The sequence below is a fragment of the Chryseobacterium sp. A321 genome (assembly GCF_054489265.1).
In genome coordinates, this window is record NZ_JBTMWZ010000001.1 from 612,841 (window position 1) to 636,970 (window position 24,130).

The 24,130-nt window shown below is 38.6% G+C and carries 20 protein-coding genes; 8 read left to right on the forward strand and 12 right to left on the reverse strand.

All coding sequences use genetic code 11. The annotated features are described in order from the left end of the window. Positions 1–83 precede the first annotated feature (83 nt). Positions 84–728 (reverse strand): tetratricopeptide repeat protein, encoded by a 645-nt coding sequence (locus ACX3PZ_RS02935; protein ID WP_459082956.1) that lies wholly within the window; start codon positions 726–728, stop codon positions 84–86. A 354-nt stretch (positions 729–1,082) separates the two neighbouring features. Between ACX3PZ_RS02935 and ACX3PZ_RS02940 the strand changes: the two genes are divergently transcribed. Continuing rightward, complete coding sequence (locus ACX3PZ_RS02940; RefSeq protein WP_459082958.1) at positions 1,083–1,589, forward strand: superoxide dismutase family protein; 507 nt, start codon at positions 1,083–1,085, stop codon at positions 1,587–1,589. Between the two features lie 49 nt (positions 1,590–1,638). Here ACX3PZ_RS02940 and ACX3PZ_RS02945 read toward each other — a convergent pair whose 3' ends face one another. The 4 genes from ACX3PZ_RS02945 to rpiB are packed head-to-tail and all read right to left on the reverse strand — an operon-like array spanning position 1,639 to position 5,946. Next, positions 1,639–2,571: a S66 peptidase family protein gene (locus tag ACX3PZ_RS02945; protein ID WP_459111955.1), complete on the reverse strand. Its 933-nt coding sequence runs from the start codon at positions 2,569–2,571 to the stop codon at positions 1,639–1,641. 47 nt (positions 2,572–2,618) lie between these two features. After that, positions 2,619–3,308, reverse strand: coding sequence for a LysE family translocator (locus ACX3PZ_RS02950; RefSeq protein ID WP_459082962.1), 690 nt, complete (start codon positions 3,306–3,308; stop codon positions 2,619–2,621). A 35-nt stretch (positions 3,309–3,343) separates the two neighbouring features. Further along, positions 3,344–5,497 carry a ribonuclease R gene (gene rnr, locus ACX3PZ_RS02955; protein ID WP_459082964.1) on the reverse strand — a complete coding sequence of 718 codons (2,154 nt, stop codon included), beginning with the start codon at positions 5,495–5,497 and terminating at the stop codon, positions 3,344–3,346. A gap of 20 nt (positions 5,498–5,517) precedes the next feature. Beyond that, on the reverse strand, positions 5,518–5,946 hold the full coding sequence (gene rpiB / locus ACX3PZ_RS02960) for a ribose 5-phosphate isomerase B (protein ID WP_459082966.1): 429 nt from the start codon (positions 5,944–5,946) through the stop codon (positions 5,518–5,520). A gap of 654 nt (positions 5,947–6,600) precedes the next feature. Here rpiB and ACX3PZ_RS02965 point away from each other — a divergent pair. After that, complete coding sequence (locus ACX3PZ_RS02965; protein WP_459082968.1) at positions 6,601–7,791, forward strand: phosphoglycerate kinase; 1,191 nt, start codon at positions 6,601–6,603, stop codon at positions 7,789–7,791. A 113-nt stretch (positions 7,792–7,904) separates the two neighbouring features. Here the strand turns inward: ACX3PZ_RS02965 and ACX3PZ_RS02970 are convergent, their stop codons facing one another. From ACX3PZ_RS02970 to ACX3PZ_RS02995, 6 genes are all read right to left on the reverse strand, one after another. Then, complete coding sequence (locus ACX3PZ_RS02970) at positions 7,905–8,732, reverse strand: class I SAM-dependent methyltransferase (RefSeq protein WP_459082970.1); 828 nt, start codon at positions 8,730–8,732, stop codon at positions 7,905–7,907. A 50-nt stretch (positions 8,733–8,782) separates the two neighbouring features. Next, on the reverse strand, positions 8,783–10,645 hold the full coding sequence (mnmG, locus tag ACX3PZ_RS02975) for a tRNA uridine-5-carboxymethylaminomethyl(34) synthesis enzyme MnmG (protein WP_459082972.1): 1,863 nt from the start codon (positions 10,643–10,645) through the stop codon (positions 8,783–8,785). A 126-nt stretch (positions 10,646–10,771) separates the two neighbouring features. Then, positions 10,772–11,179: an rRNA maturation RNase YbeY gene (gene ybeY, locus ACX3PZ_RS02980; RefSeq protein WP_459082974.1), complete on the reverse strand. Its 408-nt coding sequence runs from the start codon at positions 11,177–11,179 to the stop codon at positions 10,772–10,774. Between the two features lies 1 nt (position 11,180). After that, a complete protein-coding gene (locus ACX3PZ_RS02985; RefSeq protein ID WP_459082976.1) occupies positions 11,181–13,346 on the reverse strand; it encodes a patatin-like phospholipase family protein in 2,166 nt (721 codons plus the stop codon). Next, positions 13,346–15,793, reverse strand: coding sequence for a bifunctional UDP-N-acetylmuramoyl-tripeptide:D-alanyl-D-alanine ligase/alanine racemase (locus ACX3PZ_RS02990; protein ID WP_459082978.1), 2,448 nt, complete (start codon positions 15,791–15,793; stop codon positions 13,346–13,348). The genes ACX3PZ_RS02985 and ACX3PZ_RS02990 overlap by 1 nt, the downstream gene beginning before the upstream one ends. Positions 15,794–15,811: 18 nt before the next feature. Further along, complete coding sequence (locus ACX3PZ_RS02995) at positions 15,812–16,399, reverse strand: thymidine kinase (RefSeq protein WP_459082980.1); 588 nt, start codon at positions 16,397–16,399, stop codon at positions 15,812–15,814. A 60-nt stretch (positions 16,400–16,459) separates the two neighbouring features. Between ACX3PZ_RS02995 and ACX3PZ_RS03000 the strand changes: the two genes are divergently transcribed. The 5 genes from ACX3PZ_RS03000 to ACX3PZ_RS03020 are packed head-to-tail and all read left to right on the forward strand — an operon-like array spanning position 16,460 to position 20,969. Continuing rightward, positions 16,460–17,500: a hypothetical protein gene (locus ACX3PZ_RS03000; RefSeq protein ID WP_459082982.1), complete on the forward strand. Its 1,041-nt coding sequence runs from the start codon at positions 16,460–16,462 to the stop codon at positions 17,498–17,500. 41 nt (positions 17,501–17,541) lie between these two features. Beyond that, positions 17,542–18,918 (forward strand): UDP-N-acetylmuramate--L-alanine ligase, encoded by a 1,377-nt coding sequence (locus ACX3PZ_RS03005; RefSeq protein ID WP_459082984.1) that lies wholly within the window; start codon positions 17,542–17,544, stop codon positions 18,916–18,918. Further along, entirely contained in the window at positions 18,915–19,592 is a 678-nt protein-coding gene (gene rsmI, locus ACX3PZ_RS03010) for a 16S rRNA (cytidine(1402)-2'-O)-methyltransferase (RefSeq protein WP_459111956.1), read from the forward strand. Before ACX3PZ_RS03005 ends, rsmI begins: the two co-directional genes overlap by 4 nt. 42 nt (positions 19,593–19,634) lie before the next feature. After that, a complete protein-coding gene (gene fabG / locus ACX3PZ_RS03015) occupies positions 19,635–20,378 on the forward strand; it encodes a 3-oxoacyl-[acyl-carrier-protein] reductase (RefSeq protein WP_459082988.1) in 744 nt (247 codons plus the stop codon). A 3-nt stretch (positions 20,379–20,381) separates the two neighbouring features. Beyond that, entirely contained in the window at positions 20,382–20,969 is a 588-nt protein-coding gene (locus ACX3PZ_RS03020; protein ID WP_459082990.1) for a phosphorylase family protein, read from the forward strand. A 127-nt stretch (positions 20,970–21,096) separates the two neighbouring features. Here the strand turns inward: ACX3PZ_RS03020 and surE are convergent, their stop codons facing one another. Beyond that, on the reverse strand, positions 21,097–21,876 hold the full coding sequence (gene surE / locus ACX3PZ_RS03025) for a 5'/3'-nucleotidase SurE (RefSeq protein ID WP_459111957.1): 780 nt from the start codon (positions 21,874–21,876) through the stop codon (positions 21,097–21,099). 123 nt (positions 21,877–21,999) lie between these two features. Between surE and ACX3PZ_RS03030 the strand changes: the two genes are divergently transcribed. Next, entirely contained in the window at positions 22,000–24,126 is a 2,127-nt protein-coding gene (locus ACX3PZ_RS03030; protein ID WP_459082994.1) for a carboxy terminal-processing peptidase, read from the forward strand. The last annotated feature ends 4 nt before the right edge of the window (positions 24,127–24,130 follow it).

Below are 24,130 nucleotides of genomic sequence, written 5' to 3' on the forward strand. Positions count from 1 at the left end.
GAATCTCCCAGTCCATGGATTTGCTTTCCTATTAATGAAATGTTCTAGCATACAATATTGGTTTTGGTCCGTACTTCGCGACTTTAAGGTTTCGACTTTAAGAAATACTCAGCCTCAGACTTACCCCAATTTGGAGCATTTTTTCCTTTTACTTGATAGGAATCAAACTGTTCGATCGACTTTGCAAAGAGCTCAAGTCCTTTTGATTTACTACCCCCATACTCTTCTGGAGTATAATACAAATCTTCTGCACGCAAGAGTGTAATCCTAGGATTGGTCGGATCGATTTTTTCCGCTTTTTCTAAAGACTGGGCACCAAGCATACTTTCACTTGCATATCTCTCCATGGGATTAACCATTAACCTAAGTCCATGAATCATCTTTTTCAAAATATAGAGTTCTGCGTTTTCAGGTTGTAAGGCCATTGCTTTCGCTACATAACTCTCTGCTTTATCTGCATAGGGATCTAATTCTCCAATTTTACCCTCCATCATAAGGCTTCTTCCCATCCGTATTTGTGCCAAGGCAGCAAAATAGTTGGGAAGCCAATTCGATGGGTCTTGGCTAGCCAGAGTAGCAAACTCATTTGATAACTTTTTTAAATGCTCAAAGGAAGGACGCTGCTCTAATTGTTCGATTTTCTCGTGCATATTGATTTGTTCTCCTTGTTGAGCAGAAACAAAATTTAGAGAAAATAGAATTCCGGTAATAAGTAGTACATTTTTCATATTCTTTATATTTATAGAACAAAGGTATTCGCTCGAAGCTTTTTTTCAAAAGCGAACCGACCGAACCGTATATTTTGTATCCTGAACCGTAAAGATTCGTACCGGTTTTGGAAAAAGAACGTAAAGGATGGTGATTTTACGGGTAAATCCGCACATTTAACTCCTTAACGTTCCGTGAGAACCTGCTTCAAAATGAATTTAAAAAGTCTTTGAAATGACAAAACCATCTATTCCGGTAATCACCCTACTTACATTTATTCAAAAAAGCTTTCTAAAATATCGACATCTTACTATTCTTTCGCTTAATAATCAGTAAATTTAGGCTCGAGTTAATCTAATTTTAAATTTTATTTTATGAAAAATTCTTCATTCCTCTTAATCGGTGCTGTGCTTGCCACTGCTGTTTCTTGCGGGACGACAAAGACCTACGCCATTCAGTCTAAAAGCGATACGAATACTCAAGGTACGGTAAGCTTTACACAAAAGGCTGGCGAAGTAGAACTAGACATGAATGTCTACAATTTAAATCCGAACAGTACGCATGCAGCTCATATTCACGAAACAGGTGATTGTTCTGCAGCGGACGGAAGCTCTGCAGGTGGACACTGGAATCCCCTTGCTAAGGACCATGGAAAATGGGGCGATTCTGATCATCATGCAGGCGATATAGGAAATTTAAAAACCAATCAGGACGGAACAGCCCGTTTGGTCATGAAAACCGACAAATGGTGTGTGGGATGTGACGATCCAAATAAAAATGTAATTGGAAAAGCCATCATTATTCATGCAAAAGCGGATGACTTCAAAACTCAACCGACTGGAAATGCAGGAGGTAGAGTTGGATGTGTCGAAATTAAATAAGGCAAAGCACTTAAGGGGAACATTAGACCTATTCTGTGTTCCTCTTATTTTACAAAAACTCAATGCTACATTTGGAATCTACCTTGAGTTTCACTTCCGACCCAATAATTAACGGTCTGTTATCGAAAATATGTCCGTTTGGAAATCCAAATAGCATAGGAATTTCATAGGATTCTAATCTACTAGCAATGAGCTCGTAGGAATACGGATCATAGAAAGATTCGTAATTCTTGTTCTTATCTTTCTTCCCCATGCTAGTCATCCCTCCTACAATCAGTCCTTTAATTTGACTGAATACACCCGCAAGTTCTAAGCTCGTAATCATACGATCTAAAGCATAGTACTCCTCTCCTATTTCTTCTATAAAAAGGATCTTATCTTGAAAATCAAAACTATAAGGGCTTCCGAGCAAAGCATAGACTAAGGCTAAATTACCTCCAACGATTACACCTTCAACCTCCCCTCTTTTATTATGTTCATGCACTTCAACTAAATAATTAGGTTTAATGCCTTTGAAAACATCAAATATGAGCTGGTAGGACTTAGGATCTACTTGGAAACTCGAGGTTTTAATCGTTTGACCGTTAATGGAATTCCATCCCTTCTTTAGCAAATAGCTATGGATTACGGTATTGTCGGAATACCCAACATACCATTTTGGTGTTTTGTGTAATGGGTCCAGCTGAATGCCTTTGAGTAAATGCTGACAACCGTATCCTCCTCGGGTAGCCCACACCGCATCAATCGACTCCTCGTTTAACGCCCAATTCAGGTCTTCTAATCGGTTTTTAATGCTTCCCGAGTACATGTAGCCTTCCTCATGCTCACCGAGTGCATATCGACCCAGAACAGGCTCAAATCCTTCTTTTTTAAGTAGATCTAACGTACCTTCTAAATCCGAGGCCTTAACAGCGCCAGCAGGAGAGATAATTGCAATTCGACTATTTTTCCCAAGCGGCTTCTGAGCTAATTTTGTCTTCATAATTTTCATTTGATTCCTCCTCCTTTCTTTCCATTCCCTTGTCTAATTTAGGGCTCCTGTTTTTGTAACTTAATTTCTTTTTTTTGTGCTTCTTCGATCTGCGTATCTAAACGATTAAATTTCTTGAAACTTTGGAGAAACACAACAAGACTAAAAAGTAATAATATGAATCCTACTACACGTCGTATCGTATTTGCAATGTTTTGATTTAGTTTATAGTGAAATTGCTTTGCAAGGAATATTTTCACCATATCCACACACAAATAGGTTATAATGACCAGTGAAAGATAGAGTATAAAATTATTTTGCTGCGGATACTGATTGCGTACAGAGACCACAGTCACTAACCAAAAAAGGATGACTCCGATATTTAGGAGATTAAAAATAAACCCATTAACAAAGGTTTTAAAATAATTTTGAGAAATTAGATTTCCCTCTCCTTTGATGTGCATCTTTGTTTTGGTCAGAATCATGAAAAGACCATAGATGAATAAAAGCAGTGCCGTTATTCGATAAAAACTAGGGTGTTTATCAATAAGATGGACTATGTCTGAACTGGCGAAATAGGCTGCGATAATACAAAGTATATCTGCGGCAATCACGCCCAAATCCAATGCTAATGCATGCCTTGGTCCTCGTAAAAAACTAGTTTCAATTAATAGAAAGAAAATAGGTCCTATGAAAACTAAACTTAGCATTAAACCAAGTCCAACCGCTGATAGTATGAGTTCTATCATGAAGTAAGTCTTATATTATCAAATGATTCTGGAGGTTAATCTACAATTTTAAAATCAAGTTGTTTTCGAACCAAATTGGCTTTCATTACTTTGATTTTCACTTTATCTCCCAATTGAAATTGACGTCCATGCCTAGACCCATGAACGGAATGCGTTTTCGCATCGTATTGGTAGCTATCGTCTGTCAAATCTCTAAGTTTAATAAGTCCTTCCGCACCATTTTCTGGTATTTGAACCCAAAATCCGAAGTCTGCTACTCCAGAGATAACACCTTCGAACACCTGCCCGACATGTTTATCCATGAATTTCACTTGCATATATTTAATGCTGTCACGCTCCGCATCAGCTGCTAATCGCTCTCGTGCAGAACAGTGTTTCGCTTTTTCCTCAATCTCTTCGCTATTCACCGATTTCCCGCCATCTAAATAATGTTGCAATAATCGATGGGCAATTAAATCGGGGTAACGTCGTATTGGAGAAGTAAAATGTGAATAATAAGAAAAACCTAACCCATAATGCCCAATGGGATCGGTTGAATAAACTGCCTTGCTCATCGAGCGCATGGCCAAGGTTTCGATCATATTTTCTTCTGGTTTCCCCTTTACATCTTGCAAAAGAGAATTCATACTTTCCGTGGTTTGCTTCGAATTCGAAATGTTCATTTTGTAGCCAAAAGTAGAAACAAAATCTCGTAAGGCTTCCAGTTTAGTAGGATCAGGATCGTCATGAATCCTGTAAATAAAGGTCTTATTCGATATTTCTCCTTTGGAATTGAGCGAAATAAATTCCGATACTTTGCGATTGGCAAGTAGCATGAATTCTTCAATTAAATGGTTGCTATCCTTGCTTACCTTAAAATAAACCCCAATCGGTTCATTATCTTCATCTAAATTAAATCGCACTTCGCTTCGATCAAAAGTAATTGCACCGTTTTTAATACGCGCATCCCTTAAAATTTTAGCAAGCCTATTTAAGGTGTTGATTTCTTCATGTAAGTCACCCTCTCCACTTTCAATTCGTTCTTGAGCTTCTTCGTAGGAGAATCTACGGTCTGAATGGGTTACCGTTCTACCAAACCATTGGTTTTGTATGTTCGATTGATCGTCTAACTCGAAAACAGCCGAAAAGGTATATTTGTCTTCATTAGGACGAAGGGAGCAAACATCGTTGCTGAGCACCTCGGGTAACATGGGAACGACTCGGTCAACTAAGTAGACTGAAGTGGCACGTTCATAAGCTTCCTGGTCAATTATACCCTCGGGTTGTACATAATGGGATACATCTGCAATATGCACGCCTATTTCCCAATTTCCATTTTCTAATTTTTGAATCGAAAGCGCATCGTCAAAATCCTTTGCATCCTTCGGGTCAATGGTAAAGGTTAGAACAGAGCGCATATCTCTACGCTTTGCAACTTCTTCTTTTCGAATTTCTCGATCTATATGATCCGCTGCGTTTTGGACTTCTGCAGGGAACTCATAAGGGAGTCCATATTCTGCTAAAATGGAATGAATTTCGGTCTCGTGTTCCCCAGGCGCACCTAGTATCTGAATTACTTCTCCTTGAGGGTTTTTATCCCCTTTGTTCCAACCTAGCATTCGAACCACAACCTTATCTCCGGATGTCGCACCGCCAAAGTGTTCTTTTTTAATAAATATATCGGTATTAATCACCTTTCTATCGGCGACCACAAAAGCAAAATCCTTAAGTGTGATATGTTCGAAGGTTCCAACAAACTCTGTTTTGTTCCTTTCAAGTACTTCCAGAACAGAGCCCTCAAGCTTTTTGCCTTTGTAATTGTAGGTGACAATCATTACTTTATCTCCTTGAAAAGCATCTTTTACATTCTTGGAATGAATGAATATATCATCCTCAAACCCCTCTACTTTCACAAATGCATTTCCGGCTTGATTGAAATCAATGATTCCTGTCAGCGTTCCTTGGATCTTTAGATTTACGATGTATTTCCCCTTTTCAACCTCTTTGATTCTATCTTGCGATAGAAGTTGATGCAGAGCTTGTATTACCAGTTCTCTCTGTCTAGGGTTTTTATAGTCAATACCATCAGAAATCTGTTTGTAATTGTAGATTTTCGAGGTTTCCTTATTCATGAACTCGAGAACTTTTTTACCAATATCTCGTAATTTCTGATTGTTCTTTTGACTAATGTATTTTGATTTTTTTGCCATTGACACGGTGGGTTATATACTTAACAAGAAATTTTATTGACGCGGGTTTGGTGTCTTCCGCCTTCAAATTCTGTTGTTAAAAAAGTTTCTACAATTTCTAGAGCAAGCTCTTTTGCAATAAAACGAGCTGGAATAGCAACCATATTGCAATTATTATGCTGCTTTGCTAAACTCCCTAAAGCAGGCATCCAACAAAGTGCACATCTCACCCCTTTATGTTTGTTTGCAGTAAGTTGAACACCTTGTCCACTTCCACAGATTAAAATACCCATTTCATTGATGCCTTCTTCTACAGAATTGGCCGCGGGATGTACAAAGTCAGGATAGTCTACACTCTCCAAACCGTCCGTACCATAATCTGTAATCTGGTAACGATCTTTAAGCATCGTTTTTAAATATTCTTTATATTCAAAACCGGCATGGTCACAAGCAATGGCAATTTTCTTCATTTTTTTCATTTTTAATCTTCCAAATTTACAATTTTAAATTCAGTCCGATATTTATCCCCACTCTAAAATCAAGCTCAATACTTTCACTATATTATAACTATTTGAATAACTATAAGTTATAAACTAATGGTCGTTTATAAAGCGTTGATAGAAACCATTTTAACATTTTATTAGGAACTATGTTAATAAATCATAAGAAACGTGTGAATAACTATCCAAAACTTGCTCTTGTTTTATTAACCTAAATTGTCTAAGACAGAATACTAAAAGAGAAAAGCTAAATACTTTTCCAAAATTTGGCCGCAGTTATACCGAGTTTGTCCATATAGATTTTATCCATAAATCAAACTAAAAAAAAATTGCAGTTAATTGTGAATAACCTCGCATTTATCTAATTATCAAATATATGAAATGTGAATTACTTGCGGATTAATTCCCTATTGTACGAGGTAAACTTTTTTAAAAAAACTTATCCCCACAACTAACAAGACATAACAACATACAACACTTTTCTTTTTATATATAAAAAAAAATAGTGAAATACTGTTAGGTAATGTGAAGAAGGGTTTGTGATTAATTTTAGTGAGTTTGATTTTTTTTAAGGCGGTGAATTGATTAGATTTGTTTTCCATTAAGCAATGAATAAAAAGCAATATGAAAACAATTAAAGATTTTGATTTTAATAATAAAAGAGCTCTAGTCCGAGTGGATTTCAATGTTCCACAGAGTGCGGATTTAAAAGTAACTGATTTAAGCCGAATTGAGGCTGCAAAACCTACGATTGATAAAATACTTAGCGATGGGGGTTCGGTTGTGCTTATGACTCATTTGGGGCGACCTAAAGGAAAGGTGAGTGAAGAGTTTTCGCTTAAAAATATTGTGAAAGATATTGAAGGAGTTTTAGGACATAAAGTAGAATTTTGTTCTGATTGTCTTGGGGATGAGGCTGTAAAAAAGACCTCGGAAATAAAGACGGGCGAGATTCTCTTACTTGAAAATTTAAGATTCTATACAGAAGAAGAAGATGGAGATGAAAATTTTGCTGAAAAGCTTTCTAAGTATGGAGATGCCTATGTTAATGATGCCTTTGGTACGGCTCATCGTAACCATGCATCTACGGCAGTAATTGCTAAATTTTTTCCTAAAACTAAATTTTTCGGTTTGTTAATGGCTAAAGAGTTAGAAGCTATTGAACAAGTACTCGGAAAAGGAGAAAGACCGGTGACAGCAGTTATTGGAGGATCTAAAGTTTCTTCTAAAATAACCATTATTGAAAATATGCTTGGCGCGATAGACAATCTCATTATTGGAGGAGGAATGGCGTTCACCTTTATTAAGGCTTTGGGTGGCAATATTGGAAATTCCTTAGTGGAAGTGGATAAGATGGATTTAGCTTTAGATATTTTGAAAAAGGCTAGGGCTAATAACGTGGAGGTTTGTCTTCCTATGGATGTAGTGATTGCGGATGAATTCAATAACGATGCGAATACGAAAGTGGTAGATATTTATGATATTCCAGAAGGTTGGATGGGACTTGATTCTGGTCCTCGATCTCGAGTATTAGTTCATGATACGATTGTGAATTCTAGAACCATCCTTTGGAACGGTCCACTGGGTGTTTTTGAAATGCCTTCTTTTGCGGAAGGAACGATTGCACTAGGGGATAGTATTGCCGAAGCAACAAAGCTTGGTGCTTTTTCTCTTGTTGGAGGAGGGGATAGTGTAGCGTTTGTTAAGCAGAATAACTACGAGAATAAAGTTTCTTATGTTTCTACTGGAGGTGGAGCAATGTTAGAAAGTTTGGAAGGTTTGGAATTGCCTGGAGTTGCTGCGATCATGCATTAATGATTTTTTGATAAAAAAAGAAGGGCCGGAGATTACTTAATTATCTCCGGCCTTTCTTTTTTTCTTTTTTAGTAAATTTTTCCGAAAAAATAGCTTTCAGAAATAGGTCAAATTTAAACGTTCTCTTTTTTTTCGATAATATATATCAGACTAGAATAATCGTTTGTTTTTAATGCTTTAAAATTAGAAATTACTCCAATGAGACCTCCCGAAAGGATTGCAAATGGGTTTTTTTTGTATTTTTCACTCAGAATTGAAATATAAATGGAATCGAGTAGGAGAGGTTTGATTTGTTTCAGTTTCCAAGAGTTTGAATCAAATTTAGATTCTATCCCTATTTTTGAAAAATGGTAAAGGTGTCTTGGTACGTCGTAAGCAGCCCAATAGGATTTGTAATGCTGAGCATCAAACGATTTATAATTGGGAAGCGCTAAGATTAGTATACCGCTTGTTTTCAGTTTGTTATATAATTTATTTAATGTATCTTCTTGATTTTCAATATGTTCCAATACATGCCATAAGGTAATTACATCCAAAGAAGAATCCGGTAGATCTTCGAGGTCTGTAACGAGATGGGTTTTCTTAAGTTTATTTTTCGCTGCTTCACTTGCTACTTTTGAGGGTTCATAGCCATAGGTTATAAAATCCTCCTCAATGGTTTTTAAAAACTCACCGGCGCCACATCCATAGTCGAGTACACTTGCATTTTTAAAACTATGCGAAGCAACTATATTTCGCTTGTAATTGAGATTAAAAGATTGTACAAATTTGTAGATTCTTTCTTTTAAACTTCCGTTATCTTGGTGATGGGAAATGTATTTTGGACTTTGGTAATATCTATTTAATTGAGAGGGGATGGGCCATGTCTTTTTAATACCTTCGGTATCCGTATCTTTTATTTCAAATTCCTCTTGAGTAAGAAAATGATCTTTAACCTGCATTTGTTTTGTTTTTCAATTTCAAATGAATTGTTTCACGTGAAACAATATATTTATCTTCCTATATAAATAAGTAGTACATTAATATCGGCAGGGGAGACTCCGCTGATTCTAGAAGCTTGGGCAATGGTACGTGGTTGTACAGCTTGTAGCTTAATTTTTGCTTCTGCTGAGAGAGAGGCTATCTTAGTATAGTCGAAGTCTTCATGAATTTTGATGTTTTCCATTCGTGAAAGTTTTGATACATTTTCACGTTCCTTGTCTATATAGCCTTTGTATTTTATGTTTATTTCTGCTTGTTCACGAACTTCTTGTTGAAAATTTCTTGAGAACTCTTTAATGAAATCGATTTCATCAAGTTTTTCTAAACTCATATTGGGTCTAGTAAGGATCTGTGCAGCTTTATAGGCTTGATCCACAGGAGAAGATTCGATAGATTCTAAAATAGGATTAATTATACCAGGTTTAAGGGATGTTTCCCTTAAAAAGGCTTCCAGTTCTTGGGATTTTACTATTTTTTCTTGAACTCTTTCGAGACGTTCCTGTGATGCTAATCCAAATTCATATGATTTTTGTGTTAGTCTAATGTCTGCGTTGTCCTGACGAAGCAGTAGTCTGTATTCTGCTCTCGACGTAAACATTCTATAGGGTTCTTCTGTTCCTTTTGTGATTAAATCGTCAATAAGAACACCTATATAGGCCTCGTTTCTGTTGAGAATAACTTCCGGTTTACCGTGGACCTTATTGTGCGCATTGATCCCTGCCATTAGGCCTTGGCCCGCTGCTTCTTCGTATCCTGTTGTTCCATTGATTTGACCTGCGAAATAAAGGTTTTCTATTAATTTGGTTTCTAAGGTATGCTGGAGTTGAGTAGGAGGGAAGTAGTCGTATTCAATGGCATACCCAGGACGGAAAACTTTTACGTTTTCAAAACCTGGAATTTGCTTCATCGCTTTCACTTGAATGTCTTCTGGGAGTGAGGAACTGAATCCATTTACATAAACTTCAACCGTTTTCCAGCCTTCAGGTTCTACGAACAATTGATGTCTCGTACGTTCGGCAAATCTGTTGATTTTATCTTCAATACTAGGGCAGTATCTTGGGCCAATGCTTTGGATGGTTCCATTAAACATAGGACTTCTGTCAAACCCTTCACGAAGAATTTCATGTACTTTTTCGTTGGTATACGTAATGTGGCAGCTTCTTTGGGCTGTCAATGGATCACTAGGCAAGTAGGAAAATTTCTTTGGATTTGGATCTCCCGGCTGTTCTTCCATTTTGCTATAGTCTAGACTTCTTCCGTCTACTCGGGGAGGTGTTCCGGTTTTCATTCGACCACTAGTAAAACCTAAGGATACCAGCTGTTCAGTAATACCAAACGCTTTGGGTTCTCCCATACGTCCACCTCCAAGCTGTTTATCACCTACGTGGATAAGCCCGTTTAGGAAGGTCCCGTTTGTAAGTACAACGGATTTTGATTTGATGTGAATACCGAGAGATGTTATGACTCCAGATACTTTGTTATTTTCAATCAAAAGGCTTTTCACCATGTCTTGAAAGAAATCTAAGTTCGGAGTATTTTCCAAAGCCAGTCTCCATTCCTGGGCAAAGAGCATGCGGTCATTCTGCGTTCTAGGAGACCACATAGCGGGTCCCTTAGATAAGTTTAGCATCTTGAATTGGATGGCAGACTTATCCGCTATAATACCTGAGTAACCACCCATGGCATCGATTTCACGTACGATTTGTCCTTTTGCAATACCTCCCATTGCTGGATTGCAGCTCATTTGACCTATCGTTTGCATATTCATCGTAACTAGTAGAGTTTTGGATCCCATGTTCGCTGCTGCGGCTGCTGCTTCGCAACCAGCATGACCTCCGCCCACTACTATTACATCGTATATTTCACTAATCATAATTTCCAATCTATTGGATTAAATTTCTAATGTTTCACGTGAAACATTAGATTCTTAAATCTGAGAAGTGTAGGTATAAATGCAGAGATTTAGGAGAATAAAATTTCCTAAAAGTAAATACAATCCTTATCGCTTCTCAAGATAGAAGTTTTCTTTTGCGCGCATTTGAGCTTCCTGCTCTTCGGTTTTGTCCTTATATCCACAAAGATGGAGTAGGCCGTGAGCAAGCACTCTATGCAATTCTTGGTCGTAAGTTGTTGATAATGACTTTGAATTTTCTAAAACGCGGGGCAAAGATACGAAAATATCTGCGTTTATAAGGCTACCCTTTACATAGTCAAAAGTGATTATATCTGTGTAATAATCGTGTTGTAAATAGGTTTTGTTAATAGAGAGTAGGTATTCATCGTCACAGAATATGTACGATATTTCGCCAACCTTTTTGCCTTCCCGCTCAACTAATGACGTTAACCACTCAGTCGTGGAGGTCGCGATATCCATAGAAGGGATCTGTTCAAAAAAATAGTTTATCATATTAAAACCAGTGTCCTAGGATTACGGTAAATAACCCTTCATTATTAATTGTAAGTGATTTGCTGTAATTTAGTTTTATCTGTCCAAAGGGAGATCTATAGCCTGCGGTTAGCCCTACAGAGGAGTGCATGATATCAAATAATTGAATATCTTCCAAAGAATTAAATGCAGTCGCAATGGATACATTAGGGGTTAGAAATAGATTTTTATTTATCTTGAATTGAAAATCATTGGAAACCACGAATATATTGTTTCCAGTTTCCTGTCCCAGCTCGTATCCATTAAAAGGTATCAAATTACCCATGTTTTGTCCAAAAATCCCACCGAGCTTATATTCATAGAAAGGATTAAGCTGTTCTCCAACTGAAAGTCCCACCATGGTTTGGAGTCGATTGGTGTAGTAGGAGGTTATAGGGATATTGATTTTAACATTTGCCTTTGCTTGGAAGATAGAATTATCCGTCTCTTTATCAAGGACGTCTATTAATTTTCCTTCGACGTATAAATAGATGCCTCGTGTTGCAAAATCTCGATCGTCTTGGGTATCGCTTTTAATAAAAGCGTAAGGGTTGAGAAATTGGTCTTTCGTCGAAACTGTGGAACTTGGGATTTTGGATTCAAAATGATCATGACTAAGTCCGCCACCAATTGCGTAACGGTCTTGCCAAACCGACTGTATGAATATATCATTTCGGTACCAGGTCTGTTTCTGATAAGTAATTGAATTTTTATCTTTTAAATCGTAAGACATGCGGGAAGCATAGAGTCCAAATCCTGGGATATAGCCATTGTCTATAAAATAATTGAAGTAATATCGTGGTGCATCACCTATAATGACGTCCGCCGAAATGGTCGAGTTCCGAAATAGCAATCGTTTTGCTGTAATGTTAACCAATAGACCTGTTTTAAAGATCTCGTCATAATGGAGCCCGAATTTTAAGAAAAAGCGAGTTTCGTCTTCGTTTACAGTTAGTTTCAAATAGGTTTTGTCTTCTTCTTGAACAAGATCGTAATTGATTAATTTGTAGTGGTTTGTAGCGTACAGTTTATCAATCATCTTGTTTATGGATGTGTAGCTCTGAAGAGAGGGTAGAGACAAATTCATTTTTCCCTGAACGTAATCACTGCTAAAGATTTTGTTATTCTCCAGTTTAATGCCTTCAATTTTGTAAAGGTTGTTAAATACGGGGTTGGTTGGGGCCCGTAATAGATTTTCGGTTGATTTTGGAAGCGAATCCAATACGGAACTATACTTTAGCGCTTCTTGATAGCCCTTCGATAGGATGTTTTGTTTATCTCCGTAACTCGTAGCACTAAGCCCCTCTAGATTGGGATGGATATTGATATCTGTATAATTGTATTGATTTTTCGTCTCTTTTTGAATCGAGTAGTCCGTTACTTGGTTAAGGATGGCTATTAAGCTATTTAATTGCTCTCTAGTGGCCAGACCCTGACTTAAATCTACTCCAATCACAATGTCAATTCCTTTGTCTTTCAAAGGTTTTGAAGGATAGTTCACCGTCATCGCTCCGTCAATGTAAAGAGAATCTCCTATCTGTACAGGGTCCATAAGGGATGGGAACGCGGAACTTGCCATAATTGCATTCACGAGATCACCTTTTTCGAAGAGTTCCATTTTACCGGTCTCTAAATTAGTGGCCACACACATAAAGGGGATCGGAAGCTTAGAAAAATCATTTACATTAGAAACGTTTTTAAATAATTCTTTTAACATGTAGATGTTCTTCTGACCTGAAGAAATTGCAGTAGGCAGTATATTAACTTTTCCATCTTTAATGGGAATATTGAGCAAGTATTTATCTACTGATTTGTTGAAGAATGAAGTTTCTTGCCGCGTCTTTTCATTCGCGATAAGAGTATAGAAATCCGTTTTTAAGACGATTTGCTCAATGTCCTTCGCGCGATAGCCTGAGGCGTAAAGCCCTCCTACAATGGCACCCATACTAGTCCCGGAAATATAATCGATTTTAACTCCTAGAGAGTCTATTACTTTAAGTACTCCAATGTGGGCAAACCCTTTGGCTCCTCCTCCTGATAGAGAGAGCCCAACTTTTGCATTTTTAGGGATGACAAGGTCTTTTTTTACCTGGGCTTGAATGCTTAGGCAAAGAGAGAAGGCGAGTAGGAGACTTAGTAACTTCTTCATTAGGTTTTAATATAAATTCGTTTAACACGACGAGAAATGGAAGTGAGAACCTCATAAGGAATCGTTTCGCAATACACGGCAAACTCTTCAAGTGAAGGACTACCGTTAAAAATAGTGACGGAATCTCCTTCCTGCACATTTAAATTTCCAATATCAAGCATAAGCATATCCATGCATATATTCCCAACAATAGGCACTAAAGTCCCTTTTACGCTTACAAATGCTTTCTTATTACCAATGCGTCGAGGAATACCATCTGCATATCCCACAGGTATGGTTGCGATACGAGTGTCATGTGAGGCAATATAGCGCCGGCTATACCCAACAGAATCACCTTCTTTAATCTCGGAGATTTGAGAAATGACGGTTTTGAAACGGACGGCGTTTTGTAGAGAATCTTTTATGGGCTGGGAAGAACTGACGCCCACCATTCCAATTCCGATGCGCACCATGTCAAATTGAAATTCGGGATAATTTGCAATTCCTGACGAGTTTAAGATGTGACGTAGGGGCGAGTACCCAAGTAGACTTATAAGCGAAGTCGTAATCCGCTCAAAGGTTTCTACTTGGCTTATTACGTAGGATTTTTCTTCTGGTATATCTGAGGTAGATAAGTGAGAGAAAATGGATTTTACATGCACATTGAGCTGCTTAATTTTTAGCGTAAGGGCTTGCATCTCCGATTCTTTAAATCCAAGTCTATGCATGCCTGTTTCCACTTTAATGTGAATGGGATAAGATCCCAAATACCCTTTTTGCTCTAGTTGCTCGCAAAAAAGCGAGAGAACTCGAAAGCTATAGATTTCAGGCTCCAGATTGTAGTCAATGATCGTGGCATAACTATGCTGCTCGGGATTCATGACCATAATGGGAGTAGTAATTCCATTCTTTCGAAGTTCCACCCCTTCGTCCGCATAAGCAACCCCCAAGTAATCAATATGGTGGTGCTGTAGAAATTCGGCAATTTCGTACCCTCCTAAGCCATAGGCGTATGCCTTTACCATGGCCATCATTTTCGTTTGAGGCTTGACTAGAGATTTATGTACGTTAATATTATGAAGAATGGAATTGAGGTCTATCTCTAATACAGTGTCGTGCTTTTGCAGCTCTAGTTGGTTTTTTAAACGCTCGATTTCAAATCGACGAGCTCCTTTCAACAAGATTAAAGAATCTTCTATTCGTTGAAGAACAGGACTGGACATAAGTTGTTGCGTATGCTCAAAAGTGTAAGTTTTCGAATCAAAAAGCGAGGCATGTTGAGATATTTCTTCCCCGACTAGAAAAACAGTATCGAATTCTTGTTCATTGGTTAGCTTTGCCACTCGCTCATAGAGGCCTTTCGAGTTTTGTCCTTCGAAAAAATCGGTCAGAACTAAGTTCTTTTCTTGTTTTTGGTATTCTTTTATAAATTGGAAGGCCGTAATTAAAGAATCGAGATCTAAATTGAAAGAATCATTGATAATTAGGTTTCCTTTTTGACCGTTTACACTCTCGAGCCGCATTTCGACCCCTTTTAGCGCATTGATTTTTGCGATGGCTTGCGAAGAGGAATATCCTAAATAGGTAAGAGTCGTTAAAATACAGAGTGCATTATTTAATGTAGCGTGATCCCGTTGTTGGACCGGAAGCTGTATTTGCTCTCCCTTAAGTTGAATTAGAACGTCTTTTTGAACGTTTTGCCAATCTCCTATAATGTGTACATCATTATGCGATTTAAAACCAAAACTGAGTAGTTCACGGTCTGCATACTCAGAATTTATCTTTCTGTAAACGTCTAGATTGTCTCCAGAAAAAATAACAGTATGAGAATGCTTGAAGAGTTTAAGCTTTTCGTCGATTAATTGACTTTCTTCCTTAAAATGATATAAATGTGCAGATCCAATATGGGTCAAGATGCCTATTTCTGGTGAAAGAATAGCTTCCAGCTTCTCCATTTCGCCAGGTTTTGAAATACCCACTTCAAAAAGACCTAAACGATCCTCGGGTTCAAGTTGTAGGATGGATAGAGGTAAACCAATTTGAGAATTAAAGCTCTTTGGGCTTTTTACGGTCTTTTGACGATCCCAAAGGCTTTGGTATAGCCATTCTTTAACGACCGTTTTTCCATTACTTCCAGTGATTCCAATGGTTTTTAAGTTCTCGATCTGTCGCAAATGATAAGAAGCAAGTTGTTGTAAAAAAACTTGCGCATCCCTTACAATTATCCAGGTAAGATCCTCATAATTGGGTAAATATTGCTCTGCGATAATCACATCAATACCTTTATCCTTCGCTTCGCTAATGTATTTAATCCCACTACTTTTGGGCGTGGATATCGCTATAAAAGCTGTGTCTTCTGTGGAATAGATGATTCGGCTGTCGAATGCTATTTTTTGTACACGACGATTTTTGTCACCAATCAGCTCAGAGTTGGTAATATCTGCAATCTGTTGAGCAGTGTAATTCATTGCTTTTTAATTATGAAACTATCGTTTACGATTGGCGAGCTCTTCCACAAATACGTTGCGGCTAACCGCCTCGTAGCTCTGGGTTTCTCCGAGCTCAACCAAATCTTTACTTTCGGTAATCCGTAGGGAGTAATTGGCTAAATTCCCTGTTCTTTTGCAAATCGCATGTACTTTGGTCACGTATTCTGCGGTAGCCATCAAATCGGGCATCGGACCAAAAGGACGTCCCAAGAAGTCCATATCAAGACCTGCAATTACCACTCGAACTCCGTTGTTGGCCAGTGTATTGGCAACTTCTACGATCCCGTGGTCAAAAAACTGAGCCTCGTCAATTCCCACTACCGCGCAATTAGAACCCAGCAGTAAAATTTCACTTGAACTCTCCACGGGTGTACTACGGATCTTATTGTCGTTATGTGAGACGACTTGCGTTTCGTCATAACGTACGTCTAATTTTGGTTTGAAGATTTCTACGGCCTGCCCTGCCATTTCTGCACGTCGAAGCCTACGAATTAATTCCTCTGTTTTCCCTGAAAACATAGATCCGCAAATGACTTCCATCCATCCACTTTGCTTAGCGTGATTTATTGTATTTTCTAAAAACATTTGTTAAATTAGCCGTAGTTTTGAAGCATCAAAAATAACGAAAATTTAATAAGGTTAGCTATGACTACGATCGAAGATTTAAGATTACAGTATTTTGAGGATTGCAAGGAGATTATCGCAGATTTACAAGAGATTGATAGCGAAATGGAATTGATCGATCAGAAAGCGAATCTTGATATATTGGTAGAAAAAATAGCTTTCTTAAAACATTGTGAGGAAAATTTGCTTTATTTTTCCGAACCAGAACCTATTTTGGAGGAGGTGATGAAGGAAAGTGAGCAAGAACTAGAAGAGGAGATCGTAGAGGAAAGTCCAGCCTTCAATTTTGAAATCGCAGGACCGAGTATAGAACAGGAATCAGAGATTTCAAATTTAGAGACTGAGTCCAATCCAGAATCCGAAGTAGGGAAAGGAGTTGAGGCCGAACTCGCGGAAGAAACTACTGAGAATGCGATGGAAAGTGAAAGTTTACAAACAGATTTTGAATTTGCAGAGGATTTGGATGCCTCTACATCTTGGGAAGAATCGCAGGAAACAATTGAAGAAAGTCTGCCCGTAAAAGCAGAACACGAAGAAGAGGAAGAAAATGAAACCCTTGAGCTTATGGAGTCCAGTACGGAGGTAATTGAGCAGGAAGAATCGGTGGAAGATCAAGAGGTAGATGAACTAGAAGTTTTAAACTCAACACAAGTCCAGCAGAAAGCACAAGCGCATAGAATCGAGAAAAAGATTAAACTTGCGCATATCAAAGGACTAACAGGATCCGTTCGGTCACTATTTGACGACGATGCCCTCGACACAACGCCTACTTCACTTCAAAGTCACGTGGCAAGCAAGGATTTTTCAGATATAGAGACCCAAAACAAGTCCAAGGAACGAACTCATTTTAAATTGGATTTGAACGATCGAATTGCATTCTCCAAAATCTTATTTGACGGAAGTCAATCTGATTTAAACCACACCGTCAATGAGCTTAATGAGTTTCGCAATTTAGCCGAGGCAAAAGACTATTTAAGTCAGGTATACCACAAAAGAGATTGGAAAAAAGTGGATGAGTATGCCCAGAGGCTATGGATGCTTGTAGAGAATAAATTTCAATAGAAGAACCCATTTCCAAAACAAGATATAGAATTTAAGAGCGTATGATTAAAGATATTTCCCAGTTCAATACTGTTTTTTTTATCGGAGTTGCTGGAGTGGGCATGAGTGCTATCGCTCAGTATCTTAGCGGAGTAGGGAAACAGGTTGCAGGTAGCGATCGGTTTTTTAATTCCCTAGAGTACAATCGGACCAAAGAACAACTTGAAGAGGAAGGTATTCAATGTTTTGCGCAGGACGGATCTGGAATTTCGGCTGCAACCGAGTTAATTGTAGTTTCAAGTGCCATTGAAGACACAGTTGCAGAAGTAAAAAAGGCAAAAGAATTAGGAATTCCTATTATCAAAAGAAGTGAACTTTTAGCCCTAATCGCTAAAAGCAAGCGAACAGTGGCCGTTGCGGGCACTTCTGGCAAAAGTACCACTGCTGCCATGCTTTTTCAAATCCTAAAGGATGGGAACATGGATCCAAGCATAATTACAGGTGCCGGCTTAACCAGTATAATTAAAAAAGGTAAGCTCGGGAATGCGTACGTCGGAAAAGGCGAATGGCTCATTATTGAAGCAGATGAAAGTGATGGGTCTGTGATACAATACACTCCCGAAATTGGGCTACTATTGAATATTGACAAAGACCATCAAGAAATTGAGGAATTGATTTCTCTTTTTCAACAATTTAAATCCAATACAACGGGTAGCTTCGTGGTGAACCTAGGCCATGAGCTCACACAGAAGCTTTCTGACAATAGAAATGAGGATTTTGGATTCGAAACTCCTGAAGCTCATTACAATGTGACGAATTATGTTCAGAATGAATTTGAGATTCGTTTCGAGCTTCTTGCTCAAGGATTTGAAATGAATGCCTTAGGGCAACATAGTGCAGAGAATGCAGCGGCGGCCGTAGCCGTAGCCCATAAAATTGGAGTCGATTTAAAAACCTGTGCAGAGAGCTTAAAAACTTACGAAGGAATTTTTCGACGCCACCAAATAGTAGGAGAGAAAAACGGAATTTGGGTAATTGATGACTATGCTCATAACCCTGCAAAGTGTGCAGCGTCTATCCGCGCAGTTCAGGCCGTAAGACCCAAGGTGATTGCCTGGTTTCAGCCCCATGGATTTGGTCCTACACGCTTTTTAAAAGACGATTTCATTCAAGAAATTTCATCAGCACTACGTGAGAAGGATGAGATATGGATGAGCGAGATTTACTACGCTGGCGGAAGCGCCACAAAGGATATTTCTGCAAACGATTTAGTAAAAGGAATTCAGAATGCAGGCAAGCAGGCTTTTTTTGTAGAGGATAGAAAAGATCTTTTGAAATCCATGCGTTCTCATTTAGATTCTCAAAGCGTGCTATTGTTAATGGGTGCACGAGATCCAAGTCTAGAATCCTTTGCCAATGAATTTTTTGAAGAGTTATGAGTGGAATCTTGTATTTTGTACCCACACCCATCGGGAACCTTGAAGACATGAGTTTTCGAGCGGTTCGTATTTTAAAAGAAGTCGATTATATCTTGTGCGAAGACACTCGGACTTCAGGTATCTTACTCAAACATTATGAGATAAGTAAACCTACACGGTCCTATCATCTTCATAACGAGCATCATGCGACGGACAAAATCGTGGAAGACCTGCAAAACGGTTCGAACATCGCAATTATCACCGACGCAGGAACTCCTGGGATCTCAGATCCTGGATATTTACTTGCACGCGCCTGTAGTGATGCAAATATAGAAATGATCTGTTTGCCCGGTGCCACCGCTTTTGTACCGGCATTAGTAGTGTCGGGGATTCCTAACAATGAGTTTTTCTTCGCAGGCTTTCTTCCTGCCAAAAAAGGGAGACAAACGAAATTAAAGGAACTTGCTGCCTTAGGAAAAACAATAATATTGTACGAGAGTCCGCACAAAATCAATACAGCACTTGAACAGGTTTTAGAATTTTTCGGTCCGGAAACTCGCGTGAGTTTAAGTCGTGAAATATCAAAAAAATTCGAAGAAACAAAGCGCGGAAGCATTCTAGAATTGATTGCGTTTTCAAAAAGCAAAACCTTGAAAGGAGAAATCGTTCTCATTATTAACAATACGAAGAATTAACCAACGAAAAAGGAGAACGTCCTTTTTTACTTATTTGAATATATGAAATTACTAGAAGGAAAAGTGGCCCTTGTTACGGGCGGTACAAGAGGAATTGGAAAAGGAATTGTAGAAGGGTTTGTCGCACAAGGTGCACAAGTTGCTTTTACCTACGCAGGATCTGTGGAGAAGGCTAAAGAACTTGAAACTACACTAGGTTCCGATACAAAAGTAAAAGCGTATCAATCGGATGCTTCTGATTTTGATGCTGCTCAGCAACTCATCGACGAAGTAATGGCAGAGTTTGGAAAAATTGACATTCTAGTCAATAACGCTGGGATTACAAAAGACAACCTAATGCTTCGTATGTCAAAGGAGGATTGGGATACGATTATTCGTGTGAATTTAGACTCCGTCTTTAATCTTACCAAGGCGGTCATTAAACCGATGATGAAAGCAAAGTCTGGATCTATCATCAATATGACTTCTGTTGTCGGGGTTAAGGGAAATGCAGGACAAGCAAATTATGCCGCTTCGAAGGCCGGTGTGATTGGCTTTACAAAATCCATTGCACTTGAGCTAGGTTCCCGTAATATCCGTTGCAATGCAATTGCGCCAGGATTTATCGAAACGGAAATGACCGGAGCATTGGATGAAAAGACAGTTCAAGGGTGGAGAGAAGCCATTCCTTTGAAGCGAGGAGGACAACCTAAAGACGTAGCAAATGCCTGTGTATTTTTAGGAAGTGAATTATCGGGGTACGTTACAGGACAAGTTCTTAATGTGGACGGTGGAATGCTAACGTAGGTCATGGCAATTTGTATTGACGGTACTACGTATCATCGACCGCTTCTCGTTTTTGCGATGGAAGCAGAAGCAGGACAGGAATTCAAAGAATTTGAGACTCTTTTCACGGGTGTTGGTAAAGTGAATGCGGCGTACCATTTGACAAAACGGTTAATGAGTGGGCCCAAGCCGGATCTCGTATTGAATCTAGGAACGGCAGGAAGTAGCTTTTTTAACCGGGGTGAAATTGTGGTCAGTGAAGCTTTTGTTCAAAGAGATATGGATGTGAGTGGACTAGGTCTTCCCAAGTACAAAACGCCCTTTATCGAAGAGCCAGAAGTTTTAGGTTATGGTCTGGTTCCTAAGGAGTTTGAGAAGGGAATATGCGGTTCAGGTGACAATTTTGAAACCACGATGAAGAAAGATATTTTTAACTTAATCGATATGGAGGCTTATGCGTTTGCCTTTCTATGCAAACGCGAAGATTTACCCTTCCTTTGCCTAAAGTATGTCTCAGACGGTGCCGATGAGTCCGCGGCACAAGACTGGAGCTCACAATTAAAAGTAGCTGCAAATGCTCTTAGGGAAGCAGTGAAAAAATTGGAGGTATAGTCGATTAAGAATTCGTTCGACAAAAATCCTTCAGGGAATATTTGACTACTATAAAAAACGGGAGGCTAATTAAAGGGCATCCCGTTTTGGTTATTAGTTGTGATAGATTCTATCGTTGATTTTTAAATTAGGTGTTTAGCACCTTTCCGAGATCCCTAATGTACTCGTGAGCCGTTAGGTCGAATTTTACCGGAACCACAGAGATATATCCTTCAGAAAGAGCTACTTCATCTGCATCTTTCCCTTCGTCCATGTTGTTGAAATATCCGGTTAACCAATAGTATTTTTTGCCGTGTGGGCTTACTCTTTCGTCAAAACTTTCTTCCCATTTTGCATCTGCTTGTCGACAGACACGAATTCCTTTAAGCTCCTCTTTTTCTAACTTAGGTATGTTTACATTTAAGACAATCCCTTTTGGAAGAGGGCTGGCTAACGTTTTTCTTACGATTTGTTGAATGTACTCCTTTGCTTGTTTGAAATCAGCCTCCCAGCTGAAATCAAGAAGTGAAAATCCAATTGCTTGTAGGCCTTCAACTCCTGCTTCCACTGCAGCGGACATGGTACCTGAATAAATGACATTAATTGAAGAGTTAGCTCCATGGTTTATACCTGAAACCACTAAATCTGGTTTTCGAGTGAGAATCTGGTTCAATGCGAATTTTATGCAGTCTACAGGCGTACCGCTAAGAGAATAATCCTTTTGTGGTCCTTCGAGATTAATTTCTTCAAATGTAAGGGTAGAGTTTATTGTAATGGCGTGACCTTTGCCACTTTGAGGAGAATTGGGTGCGACCACCACCACTTCGCCAATTTCGTTCATAAATTCAACCAGGTTGCGAATTCCAGGTGCTGTAATACCGTCATCATTGGTCACCAAAATGAGCGGTTTTTGAGTTGTCGTATTCATTTTCACAAAATTAATCAAAAATTAGATGACATTTTGTAAATAAGGTATTAAATTTGATTCCTTGTTTCGGTCATGTAACAAATGACAAGGCCATTCAACCAATTATACAAACGAACGTTCAATATGTTTAAAAATTTCAAGTTCAATACTTTACTTCTTTTCATCCCTTTGACTTCTTTGGTGTTTTGTTTTAACTCACCTAAGAATGACGATGAAAAGATGCAAACGATAATGGTCAGTGTAAAAAATACACTTAGCTATTTACATTATACACCTACGCCGATCAACGATGCATATTCTCAAAACGTTTTCGACACCTACATAGGTATGATTGACCCTGCAAAGCGGTACTTTTTGAAGTCCGATACGGAAGAGTTTGCAAAGCATCGAACTCTACTCGATGACTATTTGAATCAAGGGGATCTTACCTTCTATAATTTGACTTATAATCGATTGTTTCAACGCATTGACAAAATTGATCAAGCGACGCAGGAAATCTTCAAGAACCCTATTAACCTAAAAGAAGACGAGGTTCTGATCCTTGAACCTGAAAAGAAAGAATTTCCAGAAACGGAAAAAGAGCTCTATAACGAGTGGAAAAAGTACATCAAATACAATATTTTACAAGAAATAGAATCTCTTAATGCAAAAGAGGAGTCTCAGAAAAAGAAAAAAGATTCGGTGATCAAACACAAGTTAGTGGATACGATCAAAGTTGAGATTTTAACTCCGGAACAAAAGCAGGTAAAAGCGACTGAGGAGGTGAAAGACCTAGTGACCGAATCCTTTAAGCGATTTAAGAAAAGAAAAAAAATGGATTGGTTTACTGTATATATGAATGCATATACAGAAGTATTTGATCCTCATACGAACTATTACTCTCCAAAGGACAAGGACGATTTTGATCTGATGTTTAAAGGGAAAGTGATTGGAATTGGAGCTCTAATTCAAGAAAAGAAAGGCTATTTGTACCTTGGACAATTAACCATTGGTGCACCGGCTTGGAAATCTAAACAACTTAGTGACGGTGACAAAATTCTTAAGGTAAGATCCAAACCAAGCGAAGAGCCTGTTAATGTGGTTGGAATGCTCGCAGATGAAGCGGTACGCTTAATTCGCGGGGAGAAAGGAACGAAAGTGACCCTTACCGTGGAGAAGAAGGACAAAACAATTAGAGAAGTAACCATGGTTCGGGAAGAAGTCGCCATTGAAGATACATTTGCCCGTAGTATTCTTGTAGATGCACCGGACGGTAAGAAATATGGATTTATAAACTTACCAAGTTTCAATGCAGATTTCGAGGATGCGAAAGGACGAAATGCTTCTGATGACATCAAGAACGAGATCATAAAACTTAAGGCACAAGGCATCTCGGGGATTATTCTTGATTTAAGAAATAATGGGGGAGGATCGCTTACAGAAGTAGGGGATATCATGAGCTTATTTATGAATGAGGGAGCCTATGTTCAAGTGAAAAATAGCAATGGAAAAATTCAAACGCTAACCACCAAGGCAAACGATCCTCTTTGGACCGGTCCGCTAGTGATCATGCAAAATGAATTATCCGCTTCTGCTTCTGAAATTTTATCAGGTGTAATGCAAGATTACGGTAGAGCCGTACTTGTTGGTTCGCCACAAACCTATGGGAAAGGAACTGTACAAACCTTTGTCGATCTCAACCGATTTTTAAGTACGAACGATGATTTTGGATCTCTAAAGCTGACCATTCAGAAGTTTTATAGAGTGACAGGAGAGTCCACGCAGAAGAAAGGGATTGAATCCGACATCGTAATGAACGATTTCTTTACGCACGCTGAAATTGGGGAACGTTATGAAGATTTTGTTCTCGCTTGGGATAAGATTCCAGCGGCTCAAAACATTAAAAAAGAGAATCGATTTGACCTTGTGAAATTGAAGCAGAATAGTGCTTCGCGTTTAGCAAAGGATGACATTTACCAACTTGTTCAAGAATCCGCTAAGTGGAAAGAGAAGCTAGACAAGGAAGATACAATCACCTTAAATATTGATAAATTCAGTGCCCTTATGCAAGAGCGAAAAGCTCAGATTAAGCGTTTTGAAGCGCTCGAAAAAAGCGAAAATGGATTGAAATTTATTCGCTATGAAGACGAGCTAAAGCGTGAAAAAACAGACGAGGCATTTCAGAAGAAATCAGAAAACTGGATTAAGAACTTACAACGTGATATTTATCTAAAAGAAGCGGTTCATGTAATATCTGAACTGCCGTCCTAAATTC